General features: G+C 74.0%; 14 protein-coding genes. 5 read left to right on the top strand and 9 right to left on the bottom strand.

The genetic code is table 11. The features are described from left to right. Nucleotide 1 precedes the first annotated feature (1 nt). From G3576_RS24890 to G3576_RS24875, 4 genes are read right to left on the bottom strand one after another with little or no spacing between them, the layout of a single operon-like run. Complete coding sequence (locus tag G3576_RS24890) at nucleotides 2–1,156, bottom strand: Gfo/Idh/MocA family protein (RefSeq protein WP_164697193.1); 1,155 nt, start codon at nucleotides 1,154–1,156, stop codon at nucleotides 2–4. Nucleotides 1,157–1,170: 14 nt separating this feature from the next. Next, nucleotides 1,171–2,226, bottom strand: a complete 1,056-nt coding sequence (locus tag G3576_RS24885; protein ID WP_328729768.1) for a dihydrodipicolinate synthase family protein — start codon at nucleotides 2,224–2,226, stop codon at nucleotides 1,171–1,173. Nucleotides 2,227–2,281: 55 nt separating this feature from the next. After that, nucleotides 2,282–2,917 carry a TetR/AcrR family transcriptional regulator gene (locus tag G3576_RS24880; protein ID WP_164697192.1) on the bottom strand — a complete coding sequence of 212 codons (636 nt, stop codon included), beginning with the start codon at nucleotides 2,915–2,917 and terminating at the stop codon, nucleotides 2,282–2,284. Then, on the bottom strand, nucleotides 2,904–3,929 hold the full coding sequence (locus G3576_RS24875) for an NAD-dependent epimerase/dehydratase family protein (protein ID WP_164697191.1): 1,026 nt from the start codon (nucleotides 3,927–3,929) through the stop codon (nucleotides 2,904–2,906). The genes G3576_RS24880 and G3576_RS24875 overlap by 14 nt, the downstream gene beginning before the upstream one ends. Nucleotides 3,930–4,007: 78 nt before the next feature. Here G3576_RS24875 and G3576_RS24870 point away from each other — a divergent pair, with 78 nt between their 5' ends. Beyond that, entirely contained in the window at nucleotides 4,008–4,949 is a 942-nt protein-coding gene (locus G3576_RS24870; protein WP_164697190.1) for an SMP-30/gluconolactonase/LRE family protein, read from the top strand. A 4-nt stretch (nucleotides 4,950–4,953) separates the two neighbouring features. After that, entirely contained in the window at nucleotides 4,954–5,910 is a 957-nt protein-coding gene (locus G3576_RS24865) for a Bug family tripartite tricarboxylate transporter substrate binding protein (protein ID WP_164697189.1), read from the top strand. Nucleotides 5,911–6,043: 133 nt separating this feature from the next. Here G3576_RS24865 and G3576_RS24860 read toward each other — a convergent pair whose 3' ends face one another. The 5 genes from G3576_RS24860 to G3576_RS24840 are packed head-to-tail and all read right to left on the bottom strand — an operon-like array spanning nucleotide 6,044 to nucleotide 12,769. After that, nucleotides 6,044–7,219: a selenocysteine synthase gene (locus G3576_RS24860; protein ID WP_164697188.1), complete on the bottom strand. Its 1,176-nt coding sequence runs from the start codon at nucleotides 7,217–7,219 to the stop codon at nucleotides 6,044–6,046. Nucleotides 7,220–7,238: 19 nt separating this feature from the next. Then, nucleotides 7,239–8,729, bottom strand: a complete 1,491-nt coding sequence (gene glpK / locus G3576_RS24855; RefSeq protein ID WP_164697187.1) for a glycerol kinase GlpK — start codon at nucleotides 8,727–8,729, stop codon at nucleotides 7,239–7,241. Further along, complete coding sequence (locus G3576_RS24850) at nucleotides 8,726–9,772, bottom strand: hypothetical protein (RefSeq protein WP_164697186.1); 1,047 nt, start codon at nucleotides 9,770–9,772, stop codon at nucleotides 8,726–8,728. Before G3576_RS24850 ends, glpK begins: the two co-directional genes overlap by 4 nt. Further along, nucleotides 9,769–10,911 (bottom strand): hypothetical protein, encoded by a 1,143-nt coding sequence (locus G3576_RS24845; RefSeq protein ID WP_164697185.1) that lies wholly within the window; start codon nucleotides 10,909–10,911, stop codon nucleotides 9,769–9,771. The genes G3576_RS24850 and G3576_RS24845 overlap by 4 nt, the downstream gene beginning before the upstream one ends. After that, the gene (locus tag G3576_RS24840) at nucleotides 10,904–12,769 is read right to left on the bottom strand and encodes a hypothetical protein (RefSeq protein ID WP_164697184.1); all 1,866 of its coding nucleotides are present in this window, start codon (nucleotides 12,767–12,769) and stop codon (nucleotides 10,904–10,906) included. The genes G3576_RS24845 and G3576_RS24840 overlap by 8 nt, the downstream gene beginning before the upstream one ends. 204 nt (nucleotides 12,770–12,973) lie before the next feature. On the opposite strand from G3576_RS24840, the gene G3576_RS24835 reads away from it, so the two are divergent. From G3576_RS24835 to G3576_RS24825, 3 genes are all read left to right on the top strand, one after another. After that, entirely contained in the window at nucleotides 12,974–15,166 is a 2,193-nt protein-coding gene (locus G3576_RS24835; RefSeq protein WP_164697183.1) for a hypothetical protein, read from the top strand. Between the two features lie 2 nt (nucleotides 15,167–15,168). Then, nucleotides 15,169–15,861 (top strand): glutathione S-transferase family protein, encoded by a 693-nt coding sequence (locus tag G3576_RS24830; protein ID WP_164697182.1) that lies wholly within the window; start codon nucleotides 15,169–15,171, stop codon nucleotides 15,859–15,861. Nucleotides 15,862–15,943: 82 nt separating this feature from the next. Further along, nucleotides 15,944–16,489 (top strand): cytochrome P460 family protein, encoded by a 546-nt coding sequence (locus G3576_RS24825; RefSeq protein WP_164697181.1) that lies wholly within the window; start codon nucleotides 15,944–15,946, stop codon nucleotides 16,487–16,489. Nucleotides 16,490–16,671 lie beyond the last annotated feature (182 nt).

Genomic DNA, 16,671 nt, shown 5'->3' with positions numbered 1-16,671 from the left:
CTTAGACCTCCAGCTTCGGCAGGTCGATCCAGCGGCGCTCCGCCCAGCTCTGCAGGCCGGCTTCGGCGAGTTGCACGCCCTTGGCGCCGGCCAGCAGGTCCCACGGGTAGGTTGCGACTTCGCCGGCGAGGTAACGGAAGAAGAGTTCCCACTGCACGCGGAAGCCGTTGGGGTAGGGCTCGACGTCGGGGACTTCCTGCCAGCCCTCGTAGAAGTTGATGGGCTGCGGGATGTCGGGGTTCCAGACGGGCTTCGGCGTGTTCACGCGGCTCTGCGTCCAGCACTTCTGCAGGCCCGCCACGGCGGAGCCATGCGTGCCATCGACCTGGAAGGTGACGAGGTCGTCGCGGCGGACGCGCGTGACCCAGCTGGAATTGATGTGCGCGACGACGCCGCCCGCGAGCTGGAAGGTGGCATAGGCGGCATCGTCGGTGTCCGCCGTGTAGGGCTTGCCGCTTTCGTCGATGCGCGTCGGGATATGCGTGGCGCCGAGGCAGGACACGGCCTCGACCTCGCCGAAGAGGTTGTCCAGCACGTAGCGCCAGTGGCAGAGCATGTCGAGGATGATGCCGCCGCCCTCGGCCTTCTTGTAGTTCCAGGACGGGCGCTGCGTGGGCTGGAGATCGCCCTCGAACACCCAGTAGCCGAACTCGCCCTTCACGGAGCAGATGCGGCCGAGGAAGCCGCTATCGATCACCATCTTCAGCTTGCGCAGGCCGGGCAGGAACAGCTTGTCCTGCACCACGCCGGCCTTGATGCCCTTCTGCTTGGCGAGGCGCGCGACGGCCATGGCGTCGGCCAGGCTGTCGGCGGTCGGCTTCTCGCAATAGATGTCCTTGCCGGCCTCGATCGCCTTGGTCAGCAGGCCGGCGCGCAGCTGCGTCGTGGCGGCATCGAAGAACAGCGTGTCGTTGGGATCGGCCAGGCAGGCGTCGATGTCGGTGGAGACGCGATTGATGCCATGGGCCTTGGCCAGCGCTTCCAGCTTCTCCTTGTTGCGGCCGACCAGGATGGGGTCGGGCATCACGCGGTCGCCGTTCTTCAGCATCACGCCACCATCCTTCCGGATGGCCGCGATGGAACGGATGAGGTGCTGGTTCATGCCCATGCGCCCGGTGACGCCGTTCATGATCATGCCGATGCGGCGTTCCGCCATTGTCGTCGGTTCCTTCAGGAGAGCCAGGTGTTGAGATTGGCGCGGACGAAATCGTCGTCCGTGAGTTCGGGGTAGCGCAGCGCGGCGGCGGAGATCAGTTCCGCCTGGCCTGGGGAGAGATCCTCATGCGGGTCGAGGCACCAGGTCCCTTCCAGCAGGCCCTGGCGGCGCAGCACCTCATGGCAGCCGGGGATGCAGCCGGCGAAGGCGTTGGCGGTGTCGAAGATGGCGGCGTTCATCTCCGTCACCTGCGCGTCCTTCGCCAGCAGGTTAGCGGGGATGGGGCCGCCGGAAGCGGCGGCGCATTCCTGCTGCAGGCGCACCGCGGCCTGGGTCCAGACCGACCAGTGGCCGAGCAGCCCGCCGACCACGCGCAGCGGCGCCTCGCAGCCTGTGACGCGCAGCGCGAAGGGCGTCAGCAGGTCGCCCACGATGTGGTCGTCATTCCCGGTGTAGAGCGCGATGCGCGAAGCCGCGCCGGCCTCCAGCACGCCGCGCAGCACATCCAGCGTGGCGTAGCGGTTGAAGGGCGCCATCTTGATGGCGATGACGTTCTCGATCAGGGCGAAGCGCTTCCAGAACGCCGCGGAAAGCGGCACGCCGCCGACGGCGGGCTGCAGGTAGAAGCCGAAGATCGGCATCTCCTCCGCGACGGTGCGGCAATGCGCGATGATCTCGTCCTCGCTGGCGCCCTTGAAGGCGGCAAGGCCTAGCAGGACGGCGTGATAGCCGAGGCCGCGCGCGATCCGCGCCTCCCTCACCGCCTGCTCCGTCCGGCCGATGGCGCCGGCCACCAGCACGGGCTGGGACTGCACTTCCGAAGCGGCCTCCGCCGCGATGGTCAGCACGGGTTCATAGAGCCCGACATCGCGGATGGCGAATTGCGTGGTGTGGACGCCGACCGCGAGGCCGCCCGAGCCCGCGGCCAGGTAGTAGCGGGACAGCGCCTTCTGGCGGCGCGGATCCATCTCCCGCTTCGCGTTCAGCGCCAGCGGATGGGCCGGGATGGCGCAGCCCGCGCGCAGCCGATCCACCATGCCTGCCGGCCAGTCCTGCCACCGCAGTCCCACGCCCGTCCCCTCCCAGGTAACTGGGTGGTTACTTACCGGCGGGATGGCGCCGCGGTCAAGGCCGCAGGAAGCCCAGCACCACCTCGGAGATGTGGGCCTCCCGCGCCGCGATGGCGGCTTCGGTGTCGAGCGGCGTGTGGAAGATGGTGGACAGCGTGTGGCGGTTCGCCACGTAGAAATGGCCGAGGCCGAGGATGGAGATGTAGAGCTGCATCGCATCGACGCCGGCGCGGAACACGCCTTCCCGCGCGCCGCGCTCCAGCACGGCCTTCAGCGCCTCCAGCATCGGGGAATAGAGCGCGGGCACGTCTTCCGACCGGCGGAGATAGGCGGCGCGGTGGAGGTTCTCCTGGTTCAGCAGGGCGACGAATTCAGGATGGCGGCTGGTGTAGCGCAGGTTGAAGGCGACGAGGCGCGTCATGGCCTCGGCCGGCGGCAGGCTGGCGACGTCGAGCTGCCGCTCCTCCTCCCGCTTCGCGGCATAGGCGCCTTCCAGCACCACCAGCCACAGTTCCTCCTTGCTGCCGAAATGGGCGTAGAGCATGCGCTTGTTGGCGCCGGCGCGGGCCGCGATCTCATCCACGCGCGATCCCGCCAGGCCCTTTTCCGCGAATTCCACCAGGGCGGCGTCGAGGATGCGCTGGCGGGTCGCGGTGGCCCGCGCCGACAGCGGGGGCCTAGAAGCGCCCATCCCGGACCTCGAACTTGGTGGCCTTGCCCAGCGCGCGGCCGCCGGCGGCGACCCAATCCGCGACCCAGTCGATCAGCGTCAGCAGGGGCACGGTCGGATAGCCGAAACTGGCGAAGGCGCGGGCGGCGTTGGAGAGGAGCGCGGTCGGCGATTCCTCTCCGCTGAACTCCGGCGTGCGGTCCATGCGGGCCCCGAGCTGCTGCGCGAGCCAGCGGATGGAGACGGTCTCCGGCCCCGTCACGTTGAGGATGGGGCAGCTGGCGTCCGCGCGGGAAAGCGCGCGCAGCGTCCAGGCATTGGCGTCGCCTTGCCAGATGACATTCGCGTGACCCATGGCGAGCGGCACCGGCGTGCCGTGCCAGACCTTCGTCGCGATGTCGTGGATCACGCCGTAGCGGCAATCGATGGCGTAGTTCAGGCGGATGCCGAAGCAGGGCGTGCCGCGGCTGGCCGCCGCGTGCTGGAAGGCGCGTTCGCGGCCGAGGCAGCTGGCCGCGTAATCCCCGATCGGCGATGGCGCCGCATCCTCATCCGGTGCCGGCCCGTTCACGGGCCACATCGGCAGGACATTGCCGGTGGAGAAGAAGACGATGCGGGACGACGCCCAGCGCGCCGCGACGCGGGCCGGCAGTTGGACATTCATGGCCCAGGTCAGCGCCTCGTTCCCCGTGCTGCCGAACTTCCGGGCGGCCATGAAGACGACGTTGGGGGCATCGGGCAGCGCGGCCAGCGCGGCATCGTCCAGCAGCTCGGCTGTGAGGCATTCGATGCCCCAGGATTCCATGCGCTCCCGCAGGCCTGGTTCCGACCAGCGCGCGACGGCGATGACGCGCCGCGCGGGGTCGGCGCGCTTCGCCAGGCGGCAGAGGGTTGGGCCCATCTTGCCGGCGGCGCCGAGCACCAGGATGTCGCCGGGGACCTTCGCGAGGTCGGCCACCAGCGCCGGGTCCGGGCGGGACATCACCTCTTCCAGCATCGCCTCGTCGGTGATGCGCGCCGGCCAGTTGCCCATGTTCCCCTCCCGCCTCGATCGGGGCAGCATGGGCGGGAGGAAGCCCGGCGCCAAGATGCCGGGACAGGAGACGCCCCGATGAGCTGGCAGGAAAGCCTGCGCTACCCCGACCCCACCGTGCGGTCGCTCGATCCCTCCTTCAACCGGCTGCGCCTGCCACTCGCCAGCGTGGAGCGGCTCTGGACCGGCAGCCGATGGGGCGAGGGGCCGGTCTGGCTCGGCGACCAGCGCTGCCTGCTGTGGTCGGACATCCCGAACAACCGCGTGCTGCGCTGGGATGAGGAGACGGGCGCGGTGACGCATTTCCGCAAGCCGTCCAACAACGCGAACGGGCACACGCGGGACCGGCAGGGGCGGATCGTGGCCTGCGAGCATCTCGGCCGCCGCGTGGTGCGGCACGAGTATGACGGCAGCATCACCGTCATCGCCGACAGCTACCAGGGCAAGAAGCTCAACAGCCCGAACGACGTGGTGGTGAAGTCGGATGGCAGCATCTGGTTCACCGACCCGCCCTTCGGCATCGGCGGCTTCTACGAAGGCGAGAAATTCACGCCGGAGCATCCGCATACCAACGTCTATCGCGTGGATGGGCAGACCGGGGCGATCACCTGCGTCTGCGACGATGTGGACCATCCGAACGGGCTGGCCTTCAGCCCGGATGAAAGCGTGCTCTATGTCGTGGAATCGCGGTCCGATCCGCGCAACATCCTGGCCTATGACGTGAAGGGGGAGACGCTGGCCAACAAGCGCGTCTTCATCCGCACCGAGCCCGGCGAGACGCCGGACGGCTTCCGCGTGGATATTGAAGGAAATCTCTGGTGCGGCTGGGGCATGGGCGGGCCGGGGCTTGATGGGGTGAAGGTGTTCAACAGCGCCGGCGCGCCGATCGGCTTCATCGATTTGCCGGAGCGCTGCGCCAATGTCTGCTTCGGCGGGCGGCACCGGAACCGGCTGTTCATGGCGGCGGCGCATTCGCTGTATTCACTCTACGTCAACACGCAGGGCGTGGCGGGGGGCTGAGGCGATGAAGCGCATCGTGATGGCGGCGCTGGCCCTCTGCGCCGCGGCCCTTCCCGCCATGGCGCAGCCGCAGGGCACGCCGATCCGGCTCGTCGTCGGCTTCCCGCCGGGGGGTGGGATCGACCTGCTGACGCGCGTGCTCGGCACGGAATTGCAGGCGCGGCTGAACCGGCCAGTGGTGGTGGAGAACCGCGCGGGCGCGGGGGGCAACCTGGCGGCGGAGATCGTGGCGCGGGCGCCACCGGATGGCAGCGTGCTGGGATCGATCCCGGCGGGGCCGCTGGTCATCAACCGGCACATCTACCGGACCATGCAATTCGATCCGCTGGCCGATTTCACGCCGATCAGCCGCTTCGCGGCCATCCCCGTGGTGATCCTGGCGGCCAATGACTTCCCGCCGCGCAATATCGCGGAACTGGCGGAGTGGCTGCGCGCGGGCAGGCCGGCCGCCTGCGGCACGCCGGGGGCGGGCACGACGCAGCACCTCGCGGACATGCTGCTGCTGCGCGCGCTGGGCAACCTCGACTGCACCATCGTGCATTACCGCGGCACGGGGCCGGCGCTGCCTGACCTGCTGAATGGTCGCATCCAGGTCTATACCGACACCGTCGTCACCGGCCTGCCGCCGACGCGGGATGGACGCGCGCGGGCACTCGCCATCGCGTCGCGGACGCGATCCTCCCTGGCGCCGGATGTGCCGACGGTGGCGGAGACGATCCCGGGCTTCGAGGCCGAGACCTGGCTGGCGCTGATGGGGCCGAAGGGCATGGCGGAGGATCTGGCCGCGCGGCTGGAAGCCGCCGCCATCGCCATCGCGCGCGATCCCGCCGTGGTGGCGAAGCTGCGGGAATTGGCCTCGGAGGCCGTGGGATCGACGCGGGCCGAACTGGCGCAGACCATCCGCGACCAGGATGCGATGTGGGGCCCGGTTGCGCGGGCCGCGGGCGTCACCGCGGACTGAGAATTTTCATGCCCTCAGACGCCGGGCGGCGGCTCCGCCGCCTTGGCTTCGTCGTGCCAAAGGCACGCCAGCGGCGTGACGCATAAGCGGCGGCGCCCGTTCGGGCGCTCGCCCGCCTCTGGCGGGCGCCGGGTCAGCGGTCCAGAAGACCGCAGACCTGACGCAGCGCCTGGCCGAGCGGGGCGATGTCCCGCTCGGCCAGCGCCAGCGGGTTCACCACCAGCACGCCGTCGCGCAGCCTGCCCTGGCCGATATGGATGTGGCGCGCACGCAGCGCCGCCTCCGCCGCACGGGCCTCGGCGGGGCTGCCCATGGCCAGCAGCAGCAGCGGCACGGGGCCCTCCGTGATGCTCACGCCGGGCGCATTGCCGAGCGGCGCGCGCACGCGATCCAGCACGGCGCGCAGGCGGGCGGCCTGGGGCGCATCGCCTTCCGCCACGAAGCGGCGCAGCGCCACGATCAGCCCGACGATCTCCTCCTTCCCCGCCTTGCAGGCGCGGCCGATGCCGTGGCGCGGCAGCTGCTTCGGCGCGTCGTCGCAGGCGAATTCCGGCGGCAGCGCGAATTGCGCGGGCGGCAGGTCGAGGTCCAGCATCTGCAGCAGCGCGGAGGCCACCAGGTCGCGCCGCCCCGCCAGGATGCCACTGGCCTGCGGGCCGCCGATGGCCTTGCCGCCGGAGAAGCAGACCAGGTCCGCCCCCGCATCGAGGAACCGGCGGAGATTGGCCCGCGGCGGCAGCTGCGCGGCGGCGTCCACCATCACGGGCAGGCCCGCGTCATGCGCGACGCGCACCACATCTGCGAGCGCGGGCTCCGCCCAGGGCTGCGCCACCCAGAGCACCCCCGCGGTGCGGGCGCCGAAGGCACTGGCGAAATCCTCCGCATCGGCGTCGCGGATGCCGGCGCCGCTGAAGCGGTCGGGAATGCCGACCTCCTCGATCCAGCAGCCCGCCGACTGCACGGCGCGGTCGTACATGTTGCGGTGGCTGCGGGCCATGACGAACTGGTCGCGGTCGGTGCGGATGGGCACGCCATGCATCTGCGCCACGTCGAAGCGCGCGACGCAGGCGGCGGCGCCGAGCGTCAGCGCCGCGGCGGCGCCCGAGGTCACGATGCCGGCCTCGGCGCCCGTCGCCTCCGTGATGGCGCGGGAGGCTGCGGCCTGGAGGTCATGCATCTCCACGCACCAATCCGCGGCCTCCGCCATGGCGGCGCGGATGTCGGGATGCATCATGCCGCCGGAGAGGCGGGTGTTGGTGCCGGCGGCGTTGATGATCGGCGTGACGCCGAGGCTTTCGTAGAGGCTCATCGCGTGACGACGCGTCTGGTCATGTCGTGAGGACGCGCTTCACCGCGCCCTGCCAGCCCGCATGCAGCGCATCGGCCTCCGCGCGCGCCATGCGGGGCGTGAAGCGGCGCTCCAGCCGCCAATGGGCGACGGCGGGGCCGGGGGGCGGCAGCAGCCCGGCCTGGAGGCCGGCGAGATAGGCGGCGCCGAGTGCCGTCGTCTCCTGCACCTCCGGCCGATCGACGGGCGCGCCGAGCAGGTCGGCCAGGAACTGCATGGTCCAGTCCGACGCCGTCATGCCGCCATCGACTCGCAGCACGGGCTGACCCTCATTCCCCCAATCCGCGCGCATGGCCTCCACCAGGTCGCGGGTCTGGAAGGCCACGGATTCCAGCGCGGCGCGGGCGATCTCGGCGGGGCCTGTGCCGCGGGTCAGGCCGAGAATGGCGCCGCGGGCCTCCGCATCCCAATGCGGCGCGCCGAGGCCGACGAAGGCGGGCACGAAATGCACGCGCTGGGCGGGGTCCGCCTGGGCGGCGAGGGTGCCGCTCTCCGCGGCGTCCGCGATGATCTTCAGCCCGTCGCGCAGCCACTGGACGGCGGCGCCGGCGATGAAGATGGCGCCTTCCAGCGCGTAGGTGCGACGTCCGCCCAGCTGCCAGGCCAGCGTCGTCAGCAGCCGGTTCTTCGACTCCACCGCGACATCGCCGGTGTTGAGCAGAAGGAAGCAGCCGGTGCCGTAGGTGGATTTCACCATCCCCGGCGCGAAGCAGGCCTGGCCGAGCATCGCCGCATGCTGGTCGCCCGCCATGCCGCGGATGGGCACGGCGGCGTCGAGCAGCCCGGGCGCGGTGGTGCCGAACTCGGCCGCGTTGTCCCTGACCTGCGGCAGCACGGCGCGGGGGATGCGGAACAGGCGCAGCAATTCGTCATCCCAGTCGCCGGCGCGGATATCGAACAGCATCGTCCGCGCGGCATTGGTCGCGTCCGTCGCATGCACGCGGCCGCCGGTCAGGCGCCACAGCAGGAAGGAATCGACGGTGCCGAAGGCGAGGTCGCCGCGCTCCGCCGCCGCCCGCGCGCCGGAGACGTTGTCGAGCAGCCAGGCGAGCTTGGTGGCGGAGAAATAGGGATCGCAGAGCAGCCCGGTCCGCGCCGTCACCAGCGCCGCCGCGCCCTGCTCCACCAGCCGCGCGCAATCCGCCGCCGTCCGCCGGTCCTGCCAGACGATGGCGCGGGCGATGGCGCGGCCGCTGGCGCGGTCCCAGAGCAGCGTCGTCTCCCGCTGGTTGGTGATGCCGATGCCGGCGAGCTGCCGGGCCGCCGCACCGCCCTTGGCCAGGGCTTCGCGCATCGTGGCGAGCGTCGCGGTCCAGATGTCCTCCGGCTCATGCTCCACCCAGCCGGGCGACGGGTAGTGCTGCGGCAGCGCCTGCTGCGCCACGGCCCGGGGGGCGAGGTCCGGCCCGTGCAGGATGGACCTGGTGGAGGTGGTGCCCTGGTCGATGGCCAGCAGCAGGGAGTCGCTCATGGGGTTTCCTCCGCCACCAGGGGGGATGCAAGGCGGGCCACCATCCAGGCCGCCAGCGCCGTCGCCAGCAGGGGCGCGGCCAGCAGCACGGCGCCGGCTTCCAGCAGGGCGGCCAGCGCCGAGACCAGCGCCAGCAGCAGCGCGGCCATCGTCGCGCGGCCGAAAGCGCGGCGGTGGAGCAGCACGGCGAGCAGGCTGGCGAAGACGGGCAGGAAGGCCGCGCCGAGCAGCGCGGCGCGGAACAGGGGCAGGTCCTCCGCCCGCAGCAGCCCGGCGGCGACCGGCGCGCTTTCCGCCGCCAGCGCCAGCGCCACCACCATCGCCTGGAGCAGCAGCAGCAGGGTGGCGAGGCGGAGCGGCGGCAGGCCGGGCGTGCCCGGCATGGTGGCCACCAGCGCCAGGCCCGGCATGGCGACCAGCGGCGCCAGGGCCAGCGCGGCGGCGGGGCCATCCCGCAGCAAAGCGGTCCCCGGCCCGGCCACCACGGCCAGCCCGATGGCGATCCCAGCCAGGGTGGGCGCGGTGCCGGCGCGCAGCCTGGTGCCGGTCAGCGCGCCGGCAGCCGTGCCCGGCAGGGCGGCCAAGGTCGCACCGAGCCCCAGCGCCAGCAGCGCCGCGCCCGGCCCCGATGGCCCTGCCAGCGCGCAACCCAGGGCGGCGGCCAGGCCGACAATCCCGGGCCACAGCAGGGAAATTCCGTTGATCCGCGCCGCGACCAGCCCGACCGACAGCGCCACCAGCCCCGCGGCGGTCAGGCCCCCGATCGTGGCGAGCCCGAGGCTGGCGCCCTGATCGGCCAGCAGCGCCAGCGCGCCGATGGCGCCGGCCAGGGAGGCAACGCCCACCGGCCCCGCCACAGCGCCGCGGAAGCTGGCCAGCATGGCGGCCGGCACCCCGGCCAGCACCGCGGCGATAATGACGATGCCGAGCGCGCCGAAACCGGCAGGCCCTGCCGCCAGCTGCAGCAGCCCGCCCCCGAGCGCCAGCGCCAGGAAGGGGCCGATCCAGGCGCCCGCCGCCACCAGGCCGGCACCGCCCTTCATGCGCGCCGCGCCGCCGGCGCCGCGCCGCCCTCGGCCAGCCAGAGGCGCCAGGGAGCCGCCAGCACGCCGACACCCGCGGCCTCCTCCTCCAGCACCGGGCGCCACCGGGCGACCAGCGCATCCATCGCCGCGAAGTCGCGCAGGCGGAACAGGCATTCGGCCAGCCAGCCGATCACGGCGGGGCTGGCGACGCCGCGCGCCAGCGCGCTTTCCAGCGCCAGCCTCGCGGCGGCGAGGTCGCCCAGCGCCAGCAGGTCGCGCCCGAGCGCGGCCTGCGCCTCGGCATCCTCCGGCATCGCCTCCCCCATCGCCTGCCACACCCCCGCGGCTTCCGCCCGGCAGGCATCGGCGCGGGCGGGATCGAGCAGGCCGGAAAAGGCGGCGCGGTCGAGGTGCCTGGCCAGCGCGCGGCGATCGGCCAGGCGGCCGGCCCGGGCCGCGCCGCGCAGCACCTCCGCCCGCGCCAGCAGCCGGCGTTCCACGGCGGGGCGGGCCTGTTCCGCGCGGTCGCGCACCGCCGGATCGGGGTCGCTCAGCGCCACCCGCAGCAGCGCCTCGCCCCCCGGCCGCAGCGCGTCCTGCGCCATCTCGAGCGCGCGGGCCTTCTGCGTCGGCGTGCCCCAATGCAGCACATCGCCGAGTGCTTCCACCAGCAGGCCGTCCGGCACCTGGGGCGCGGCGGCGATGGCGGCGAGGCGCGCCTCCAGCGGGTCTTCCGGCGCCGGGCCTTCGGGCAGGCGCAGGCCGCGCGGGGCGCCCATCACCATGGCCACCACGCCCCCCAGCGCCGCCAGCGGGCCGAGCGCGGGCAGCAGCGCCATCGTCATGCGCAGCACGGCGCCGGGCCAGCCGGCGGGGGGCGGGTCCATCCGCCGGGCCAGCAGCAGCGCGAGGCAGATCGGGATGTGCAGCAGCAGCGCGCCATGGAGCCAGCCCAGCAGCAGCGCGGCCGCGACCAGGGATTCCGCCAGCGCGATGCCGAGCAGGAGGAGGAAGGCGGTCTCCGCACCCTTCAGGGCGGCCGGGCGTGCGGCAATGCGCGGCCAGGCGCGGCGTTCGCCCTGGCGGCGTTCCGTGACGCGCGCCTCCCCGAGCCCCGGGCGCGGCAGGACGCGCCGGTCAGCCGCCCGGTCAGCCATGGGGTTGGGCATGGCCCATGTGATGCAGCTGCGCGACGCCGACGATGACCTGCTGCGTCGCGGCCGGCGCGCGTTCCGCCAGCAGGGCGCGCAGCCGCGCCGCCGCGGCCTCCGCGCCACCCAGCCCGGCGGCGGGCAGCAGGATGGACAGGCGGCGCTCATCGAGCCGCGCCTCCAGCAGCAGGTCGGAGCCGCGGAAGACCTCCGCCATCGCCGCGCGCGTCGCCTCCAGCGCCGAGGCGGCGCGGGGGCCGGCGGGGATCTCGGCCGAGAGCAGCGCCAGGTCGAAGCCGACGCGCCGCGCCAGCGCCGTCATGGCGGCGATGGCGCGGGAAGCATCCTCCCCGGCCACCATCATGCCGCCACCGGGCAGGGCGCCGCCGGAGGCTGCGGTGGCGGCATCCGCCGCCTCCCGCGCCCGGGCATCGGCGAGCGCCGCGCCGAGCCAGGCGGCGGCGGATTCCAGCGCCGCCACCGTATCCAGGGCGAGGTCCGCGAAGCCGATATCCTCCACCTTCACCATGCCGAGCACGAGGCCATCCCAGGGGGAGAGCACCGGGGCAGCGAGGATCCCCTCCCCGCCCAGGGCCAGGCGGTCCGAGGGGCGGGTGACGAGGAGGGCGCCGCGGCGCTGTTCCATGGCATCGAGCAGCGGGCCGCGCAGGAAGTGGTGGGAGAGCGTGGCATCCGCGGGCCAGCCCTCCGACGCCACGAGGTGCAGGGTGCGGTCCTCCGCCAGCCAGAAGGAACAGGCGGCGCATCCCGTGGCGGCGCGCAGCAGGCCGGTGGCGCCGCGGATCACCCCCTCCGTCCCATGGCCGAGGGCGCGGGAGGCCTCGAACACCGCCGTCGCGGCCTGCAGCCGGGCGCCGAGGCGGGCATCGAGCTCGAGGGCGCGGGCGGCCAGGCGGTCATTCGATTCGGCAATGGCGGCGCGGTCCACCAGCGCGCCGGCGGCCGCCTTCTCGGCGGCGTCCGCCCGGGCGCGGGCGCGGTCGGTGAAGAAGCCGACCAGCAGCGCGGCGCAGGGCCAGGCCAGGGGCTCCACCCAGGCATTGGCGGTCCAGGATTCGGTGGAGAGCGCGATACCGATGCGGAGCAACCCGGCGGCCAACGCCACGGCGAGGCCCGGCACCAGCCCGTGACGCGCCGCGACATAGAGGACGGGCAGCGCGAAGGGGGAGACCGGCCAGCCGCCGAAGCCGTTGCCCCGCAGCACGAGGTCGAGCAGCAGCAGCGCCGCCAGCGCGCCGAAGCCTTCGAGCAGGGGGCGGAGCGGCAGTTCCGGACCCGCCGCGCGGGACGGCGCCTCGACGGCGTCGGCTGGCCGTTCGGGCGGCGTGGCAGGCCGCGGTTCGGCGGGCGGGGGCGCCGGGCGCGGGGCCGTGCCGGTGAGCGCGCGCAACCGGTCGGCCGCCGCCTCCGCCGGCTTCGGCGCGCGGGACCAGGGCAGGCGGCGCCGGCGCGGGGCGGGGCCTTCCTCCGGCTCCGGCGCGGGCGCCGCCGCTGGGGGGGGCGCCTGCCGCGGGGGCGTGGGCGAAGGTGGCGGCGCCGGGGGCGGTGCCGGCGCCTGGCGGGGCGAGGGGTCGGGACGGATCAGCGGCGTCGCGCGCGGCGGCGGGGTGGTGGCGGCGTTGCGGGCGGCCACGGGGGAGCCGGACCCCTCCAGCCCCGCCATCGCGGCATGGGCGGCCCAGGGATCGGCGCCGGAGAGCATGCCGCGCGGCGCCATCACCGGCTCCGCGGGGCGCGGTTCCGGCGCGGGCACGGGGCGCGGGCGCGGCGCCGCTTCCTCGGCGGGCGGCTCCGGCGGCAACCGGTCGCGGCGACGGCCCGCCGACGCGGTCGGCATCTTCACGCCAGCATCCCCGATGTCGCCTTCATGTGAGCCCCGACCGCCTGCCCCGATCGCCGTCCGTCACGGACCGGCGGTGATCGTCGCATGAACAAGTGCTTATCGGGAAGGCGGCGGGCGCGCCAGGGCGCGGCGCGGCCCGGATCACCCTGGCGGCCGGCCCGGCGCCCGGTTACGTGTTGCGGGCCTGCCACCGATCCGGGACCGATGTCCGCCAGCGCCGCCCCCCCTGCCGATGCCACGGGCCTGCCGCCCCGCGACGGGCGGCGCTTCGCGGCTTCCTTCGCCGTGGCCGCGGCGGCGGCGATCGGCGCCATGGCGCTGCTGCCCTCCCCCAGCCCGCCGCGCCCGGCCCGCTTCGTGGAAGCCGCGCCCTCGCCGGCCGATCGGGCCGCGGCCTCCCTGGAACGGGCCTCCGCCGCCCGGCCGATGGATGCGGAGGCGCTGCGCCGCCTGGCCGAGCAGCTGCGCACCACCCACCGCCCCCTCCAGCTCGCCATCGCGCTGGAACGGCTGCATGGGCTGACCGGGGAGCCCGCGCCGCTGCGGGAGGCGATGGAGCTGCGCACGGACCTCGGCGACCAGGCCGCGGCGCGGGCGGCGCTGGAACGGCTTTCCGCCATCGGCGCGACGACGGAGGCGGAAGCGCTGCGGCTGGCGGCGCTGCGGATCGATGGCGGGGATGCCGCGGGCGCGGTCTCCGGCCTGATGCAGGCGCTGGTGCGGGAGCCGACGCCGGAACTGGCGCTGCGGACGGTGCAGGCGGCGATGCGGCTGCCCGATCCGGGCCTCGCCCTGCGGGCGCTGGGCGGGGCTCTCGGACAGCAGGCGCCGGACCTGCTGGAGGCGCTGCGCCGCGTGCTGATGGGCGATGCCCGGCCCGATTTGGCGCTGATGCTGCTGGAGGGGCTGCCCCCCGCGCGCCAGGCGGAGCCCGCCACCGCCTTCGCCCTGGCGCAGGCGGAGGCCCGGGCCGGCTGGGGCGGTGCCGCGCTGGCGCGGCTGCTGGCGCTGCGCGCCACCGATGGCCTGCCCTCCGGCGCCGGCGCGCTGCTGGTGGAGCTGGCGCTGCGGGAAGGACGGCTGGAGGAGGCCTTCGAGGTGGCGGCGCTGCTGCCGGCGGAGGCCTGGCCCCCTTCCCTGCCCGCCAGGCTGGCGGAGGCGGTGCGCGCGCCGCCGCGGCCGGAGCTGCTGCGCCGGATCGACCCGCAGCGCCTGGCCGCGCGGCCGGAGATCGCGGCCGCGATCGCCCTGGCGCGCGGTGACCGCGTGGCGGCGCGGCGATGGGCGGAGCTGGCGCTCGGCCGTCCGCCGAACAGCGCGGAAGGCGCGCGGGGATTGGCCGTGGCGCTGCGGGAGGTGGGGCAGGACCAGCCGGCCTGGGACCGGCTGCGGCGGGAGTTGCAGGGCCCGCGGCCCGATCCGGGGGCGCTGCGCCTGTTTGCCGAATTGTCGATGGCCGGCGGGCGGGGCGGCCCCGGGATGGCGCTGCTGGAACGCCATCGCGGCGACGGCGCGGCGGCGGGCGAGGCCTGGCTGCGCCTGGCGCTGGCGGAGGATCGGGCGGAGGAGGCGGCGCGGTTCCTGACCGATGGCGGCCAGGTCGGCCCGGCGGCGCTGGCGGAGGCGCTGGGCTGGGCGGCGCGGCGGCGGGAGCCCGCCCTGGCGGAAGTGATCGCCGCCGCGATGCGCGGGCGGCGTGACCTGACGGAGGGCTGGACGCCGGAGGAGGCGCGCGTGGCGGCCGCGCTGGCCCGGCCGCTCGGCGCCGGCAGCCTGGGCACGGCGCTGGACCTGCTGGACTGGGCGTCGGAGCAGGAGGCGCGGAACCGCATCGTGCTGCTGCTGGCCGGGGTGCCGGAGATCGGCGCCGTCGCCGCGCAGATGCCGCAGGTGGCGCAGCACACGGCGCTGCGACGGCTGCGGCGGGAGGCCGAGGCGGCCGGCCCGGCGGTAACCGAGGCGCTGACGGCGCGGCTGGCGCTGCTGGCGGTGCTGTCGCCGCGCGACGCGGTGCCGCTGCTCACACGGCGGGCGGAGACGGAACCGGGCCGCTTCGGGCCTGCCCTGGTGCTGGCCGTTTTCCGGGCCGAAGGGACAGCCGCGGGGGAGGCGGGCCTGCGGGCGCTGCTGCCGCGCCTCAGCAGGGCGCAGCAGGAGGGGACGCTGTTCCTGCTGCTGGGGGCGGCGCCGCCCGAGACGCGGCCGCTACTGGTCCGCCTGACGGATGAGGCGCTGGGCGCGGGCTGGCGGCCGCGCTTCGAGGCGATGCTGGCGCGGCAGGGACGGCGGGCGGAGCTGGTGGCGGCGCTGCGGGCGCGCGCCACCCTGCCCGGCGAGGATCGGCGGGAGATCGCCCGCCGCCTTGCGGAGCTGGGCGAGACGGAGGGGGGAAACTGACCATGGCCATGCGACTCTACGAATTGGCGGGCGCCGATCCGGCGCGGCGCTTCAGCCCCTATTGCTGGCGCATCCGCTACGCGCTGGCCGCCAAGGGGCTGGACTTCGAGGGCGTGCCTTGGCGATTCACGGAAAAGGACGTCATCGCCGGCCATGGCAGCGACAAGGTGCCGGTGCTGATCGATGGCGACCGCGTGGTGGCCGACAGCTGGGCCATCGCGGAATACCTGGAGGATGCCTTTCCCGACCGGCCGAGCCTGTTCGGCCCGGATCCCGGGCGCGCGTTGGCGCGCTTCGTCAATGCCTTCGCCGACGCCGTCGTCATCCCGGGCATCGCGCGGCTGGTGGTGGCGGACATCGACGCGGTGATCGACGAGAAGGACCGCGCCTATTTCCGCGCGAGCCGGGAGAAGCGCTTCGGCATGACGCTGGAAGCGGCGCAGGCGGACCGGGAGGTGCGGGTGGAGGCGTTCCGCCAGGCGCTGCACCCCTTGCGGATGGTGCTGCGGGCGCAGCCCTTCCTGTCCGGCGCCACGGCGATGCATGCGGATTCCATCGTGATGGGCTGCTTCCAATGGGCGCGCTGCGTCAGCCCCTTCCGGCTGCTGGCCTCCGATGACCCGGTGGAGGCCTGGCGGCAGCGGATGCTGGACCTGCATGGCGGCATGGCTCGCCAGGTGCCGGCCTTCGACTGACGGGGTGACCGAAAGGATAGTTGGCCGCGCGCCCCCCGGCATGGCCTGATGCGGCCTGACAGAATGTCAGGGGGAGCGTTCCATGCGGGTTTCGATGCTGGCCGGTGCGGTCGCGCTTGGGCTGGTGGCGTTGGGGGCGGGCGCGCAGCCGCGCGCGCCCTATACGCCAGGGCCGCACAACATCGAGTTGCCGGCGGACTGGCAGGGCCGCTTCATCCGCTACGCCACGGTGGACAAGGAAGACCGCAGGATCATCCGGCACATGTATGTGAACCCGGAAGCCTATGCGGCGACGCGGGCCGGGCAGCCGGCGCCGGAGGGGACGCTGATCATCATGGCGGATACCCGCGCGCGGCTGGATGCGCAGGGCAGGCCGCTGCTGGATACCTCGGGCCGCTTCATCCCGGAGCCCGGCTGGATCGCGATCGGCGTGCAGCAGAAGGAGGCGGGCTGGGGCGAGGGCTACGGGCCTGACCAGCGCAACGGCAATTGGGAATACGCGGCCTTCGACGGGGCGGGGCAGCGGCGGAACATCCCGCTCAATTCCTGCTTCGGCTGCCACCTGGGCGCGCGGGCGCAGCAGGATTTCACCTTTACCTACTGGGACCATGCGGCGGCGCGGCGCTGAAGTTCTTTTTGGGGCCGCACGGCGGCCCCCGCGCGCAGCGCGACCTTGCGGCCAGGCGCCCCAGCGCGTAGGCGCGTCAGGCAAGCCGGCGGAGCCGGCGCCCGCCGTCTGAGCGACTGTGTTGGTCGTCAAGCGGGTTTTGCGTCCCATGGCTTTCCGGTTCGGATGATGGCGTTGAGGAT

The sequence above is a fragment of the Falsiroseomonas algicola genome, from assembly GCF_011040385.1.
Taxonomy (GTDB): Bacteria; Pseudomonadota; Alphaproteobacteria; order Acetobacterales; family Acetobacteraceae; genus Falsiroseomonas; species Falsiroseomonas algicola.
This window is presented reverse-complemented; position numbering and strand designations above follow the sequence as displayed.

Coding starts and splice junctions, on each gene's coding strand:
- G3576_RS24870 (WP_164697190.1), top strand. CDS start 4,008: ATGAGCTGGCAGGAAAGCCTGCGCTACCCCGACCCCACCGTGCGGTCG.
- G3576_RS24875 (WP_164697191.1), bottom strand. CDS start 3,929: ATGGGCAACTGGCCGGCGCGCATCACCGACGAGGCGATGCTGGAAGAG.
- G3576_RS24835 (WP_164697183.1), top strand. CDS start 12,974: ATGTCCGCCAGCGCCGCCCCCCCTGCCGATGCCACGGGCCTGCCGCCC.
- G3576_RS24890 (WP_164697193.1), bottom strand. CDS start 1,156: ATGGCGGAACGCCGCATCGGCATGATCATGAACGGCGTCACCGGGCGC.
- G3576_RS24850 (WP_164697186.1), bottom strand. CDS start 9,772: ATGAAGGGCGGTGCCGGCCTGGTGGCGGCGGGCGCCTGGATCGGCCCC.
- G3576_RS24865 (WP_164697189.1), top strand. CDS start 4,954: ATGAAGCGCATCGTGATGGCGGCGCTGGCCCTCTGCGCCGCGGCCCTT.
- glpK (WP_164697187.1), bottom strand. CDS start 8,729: ATGAGCGACTCCCTGCTGCTGGCCATCGACCAGGGCACCACCTCCACC.
- G3576_RS24825 (WP_164697181.1), top strand. CDS start 15,944: ATGCGGGTTTCGATGCTGGCCGGTGCGGTCGCGCTTGGGCTGGTGGCG.
- G3576_RS24880 (WP_164697192.1), bottom strand. CDS start 2,917: ATGGGCGCTTCTAGGCCCCCGCTGTCGGCGCGGGCCACCGCGACCCGC.
- G3576_RS24830 (WP_164697182.1), top strand. CDS start 15,169: ATGGCCATGCGACTCTACGAATTGGCGGGCGCCGATCCGGCGCGGCGC.
- G3576_RS24845 (WP_164697185.1), bottom strand. CDS start 10,911: ATGGCTGACCGGGCGGCTGACCGGCGCGTCCTGCCGCGCCCGGGGCTC.
- G3576_RS24860 (WP_164697188.1), bottom strand. CDS start 7,219: ATGAGCCTCTACGAAAGCCTCGGCGTCACGCCGATCATCAACGCCGCC.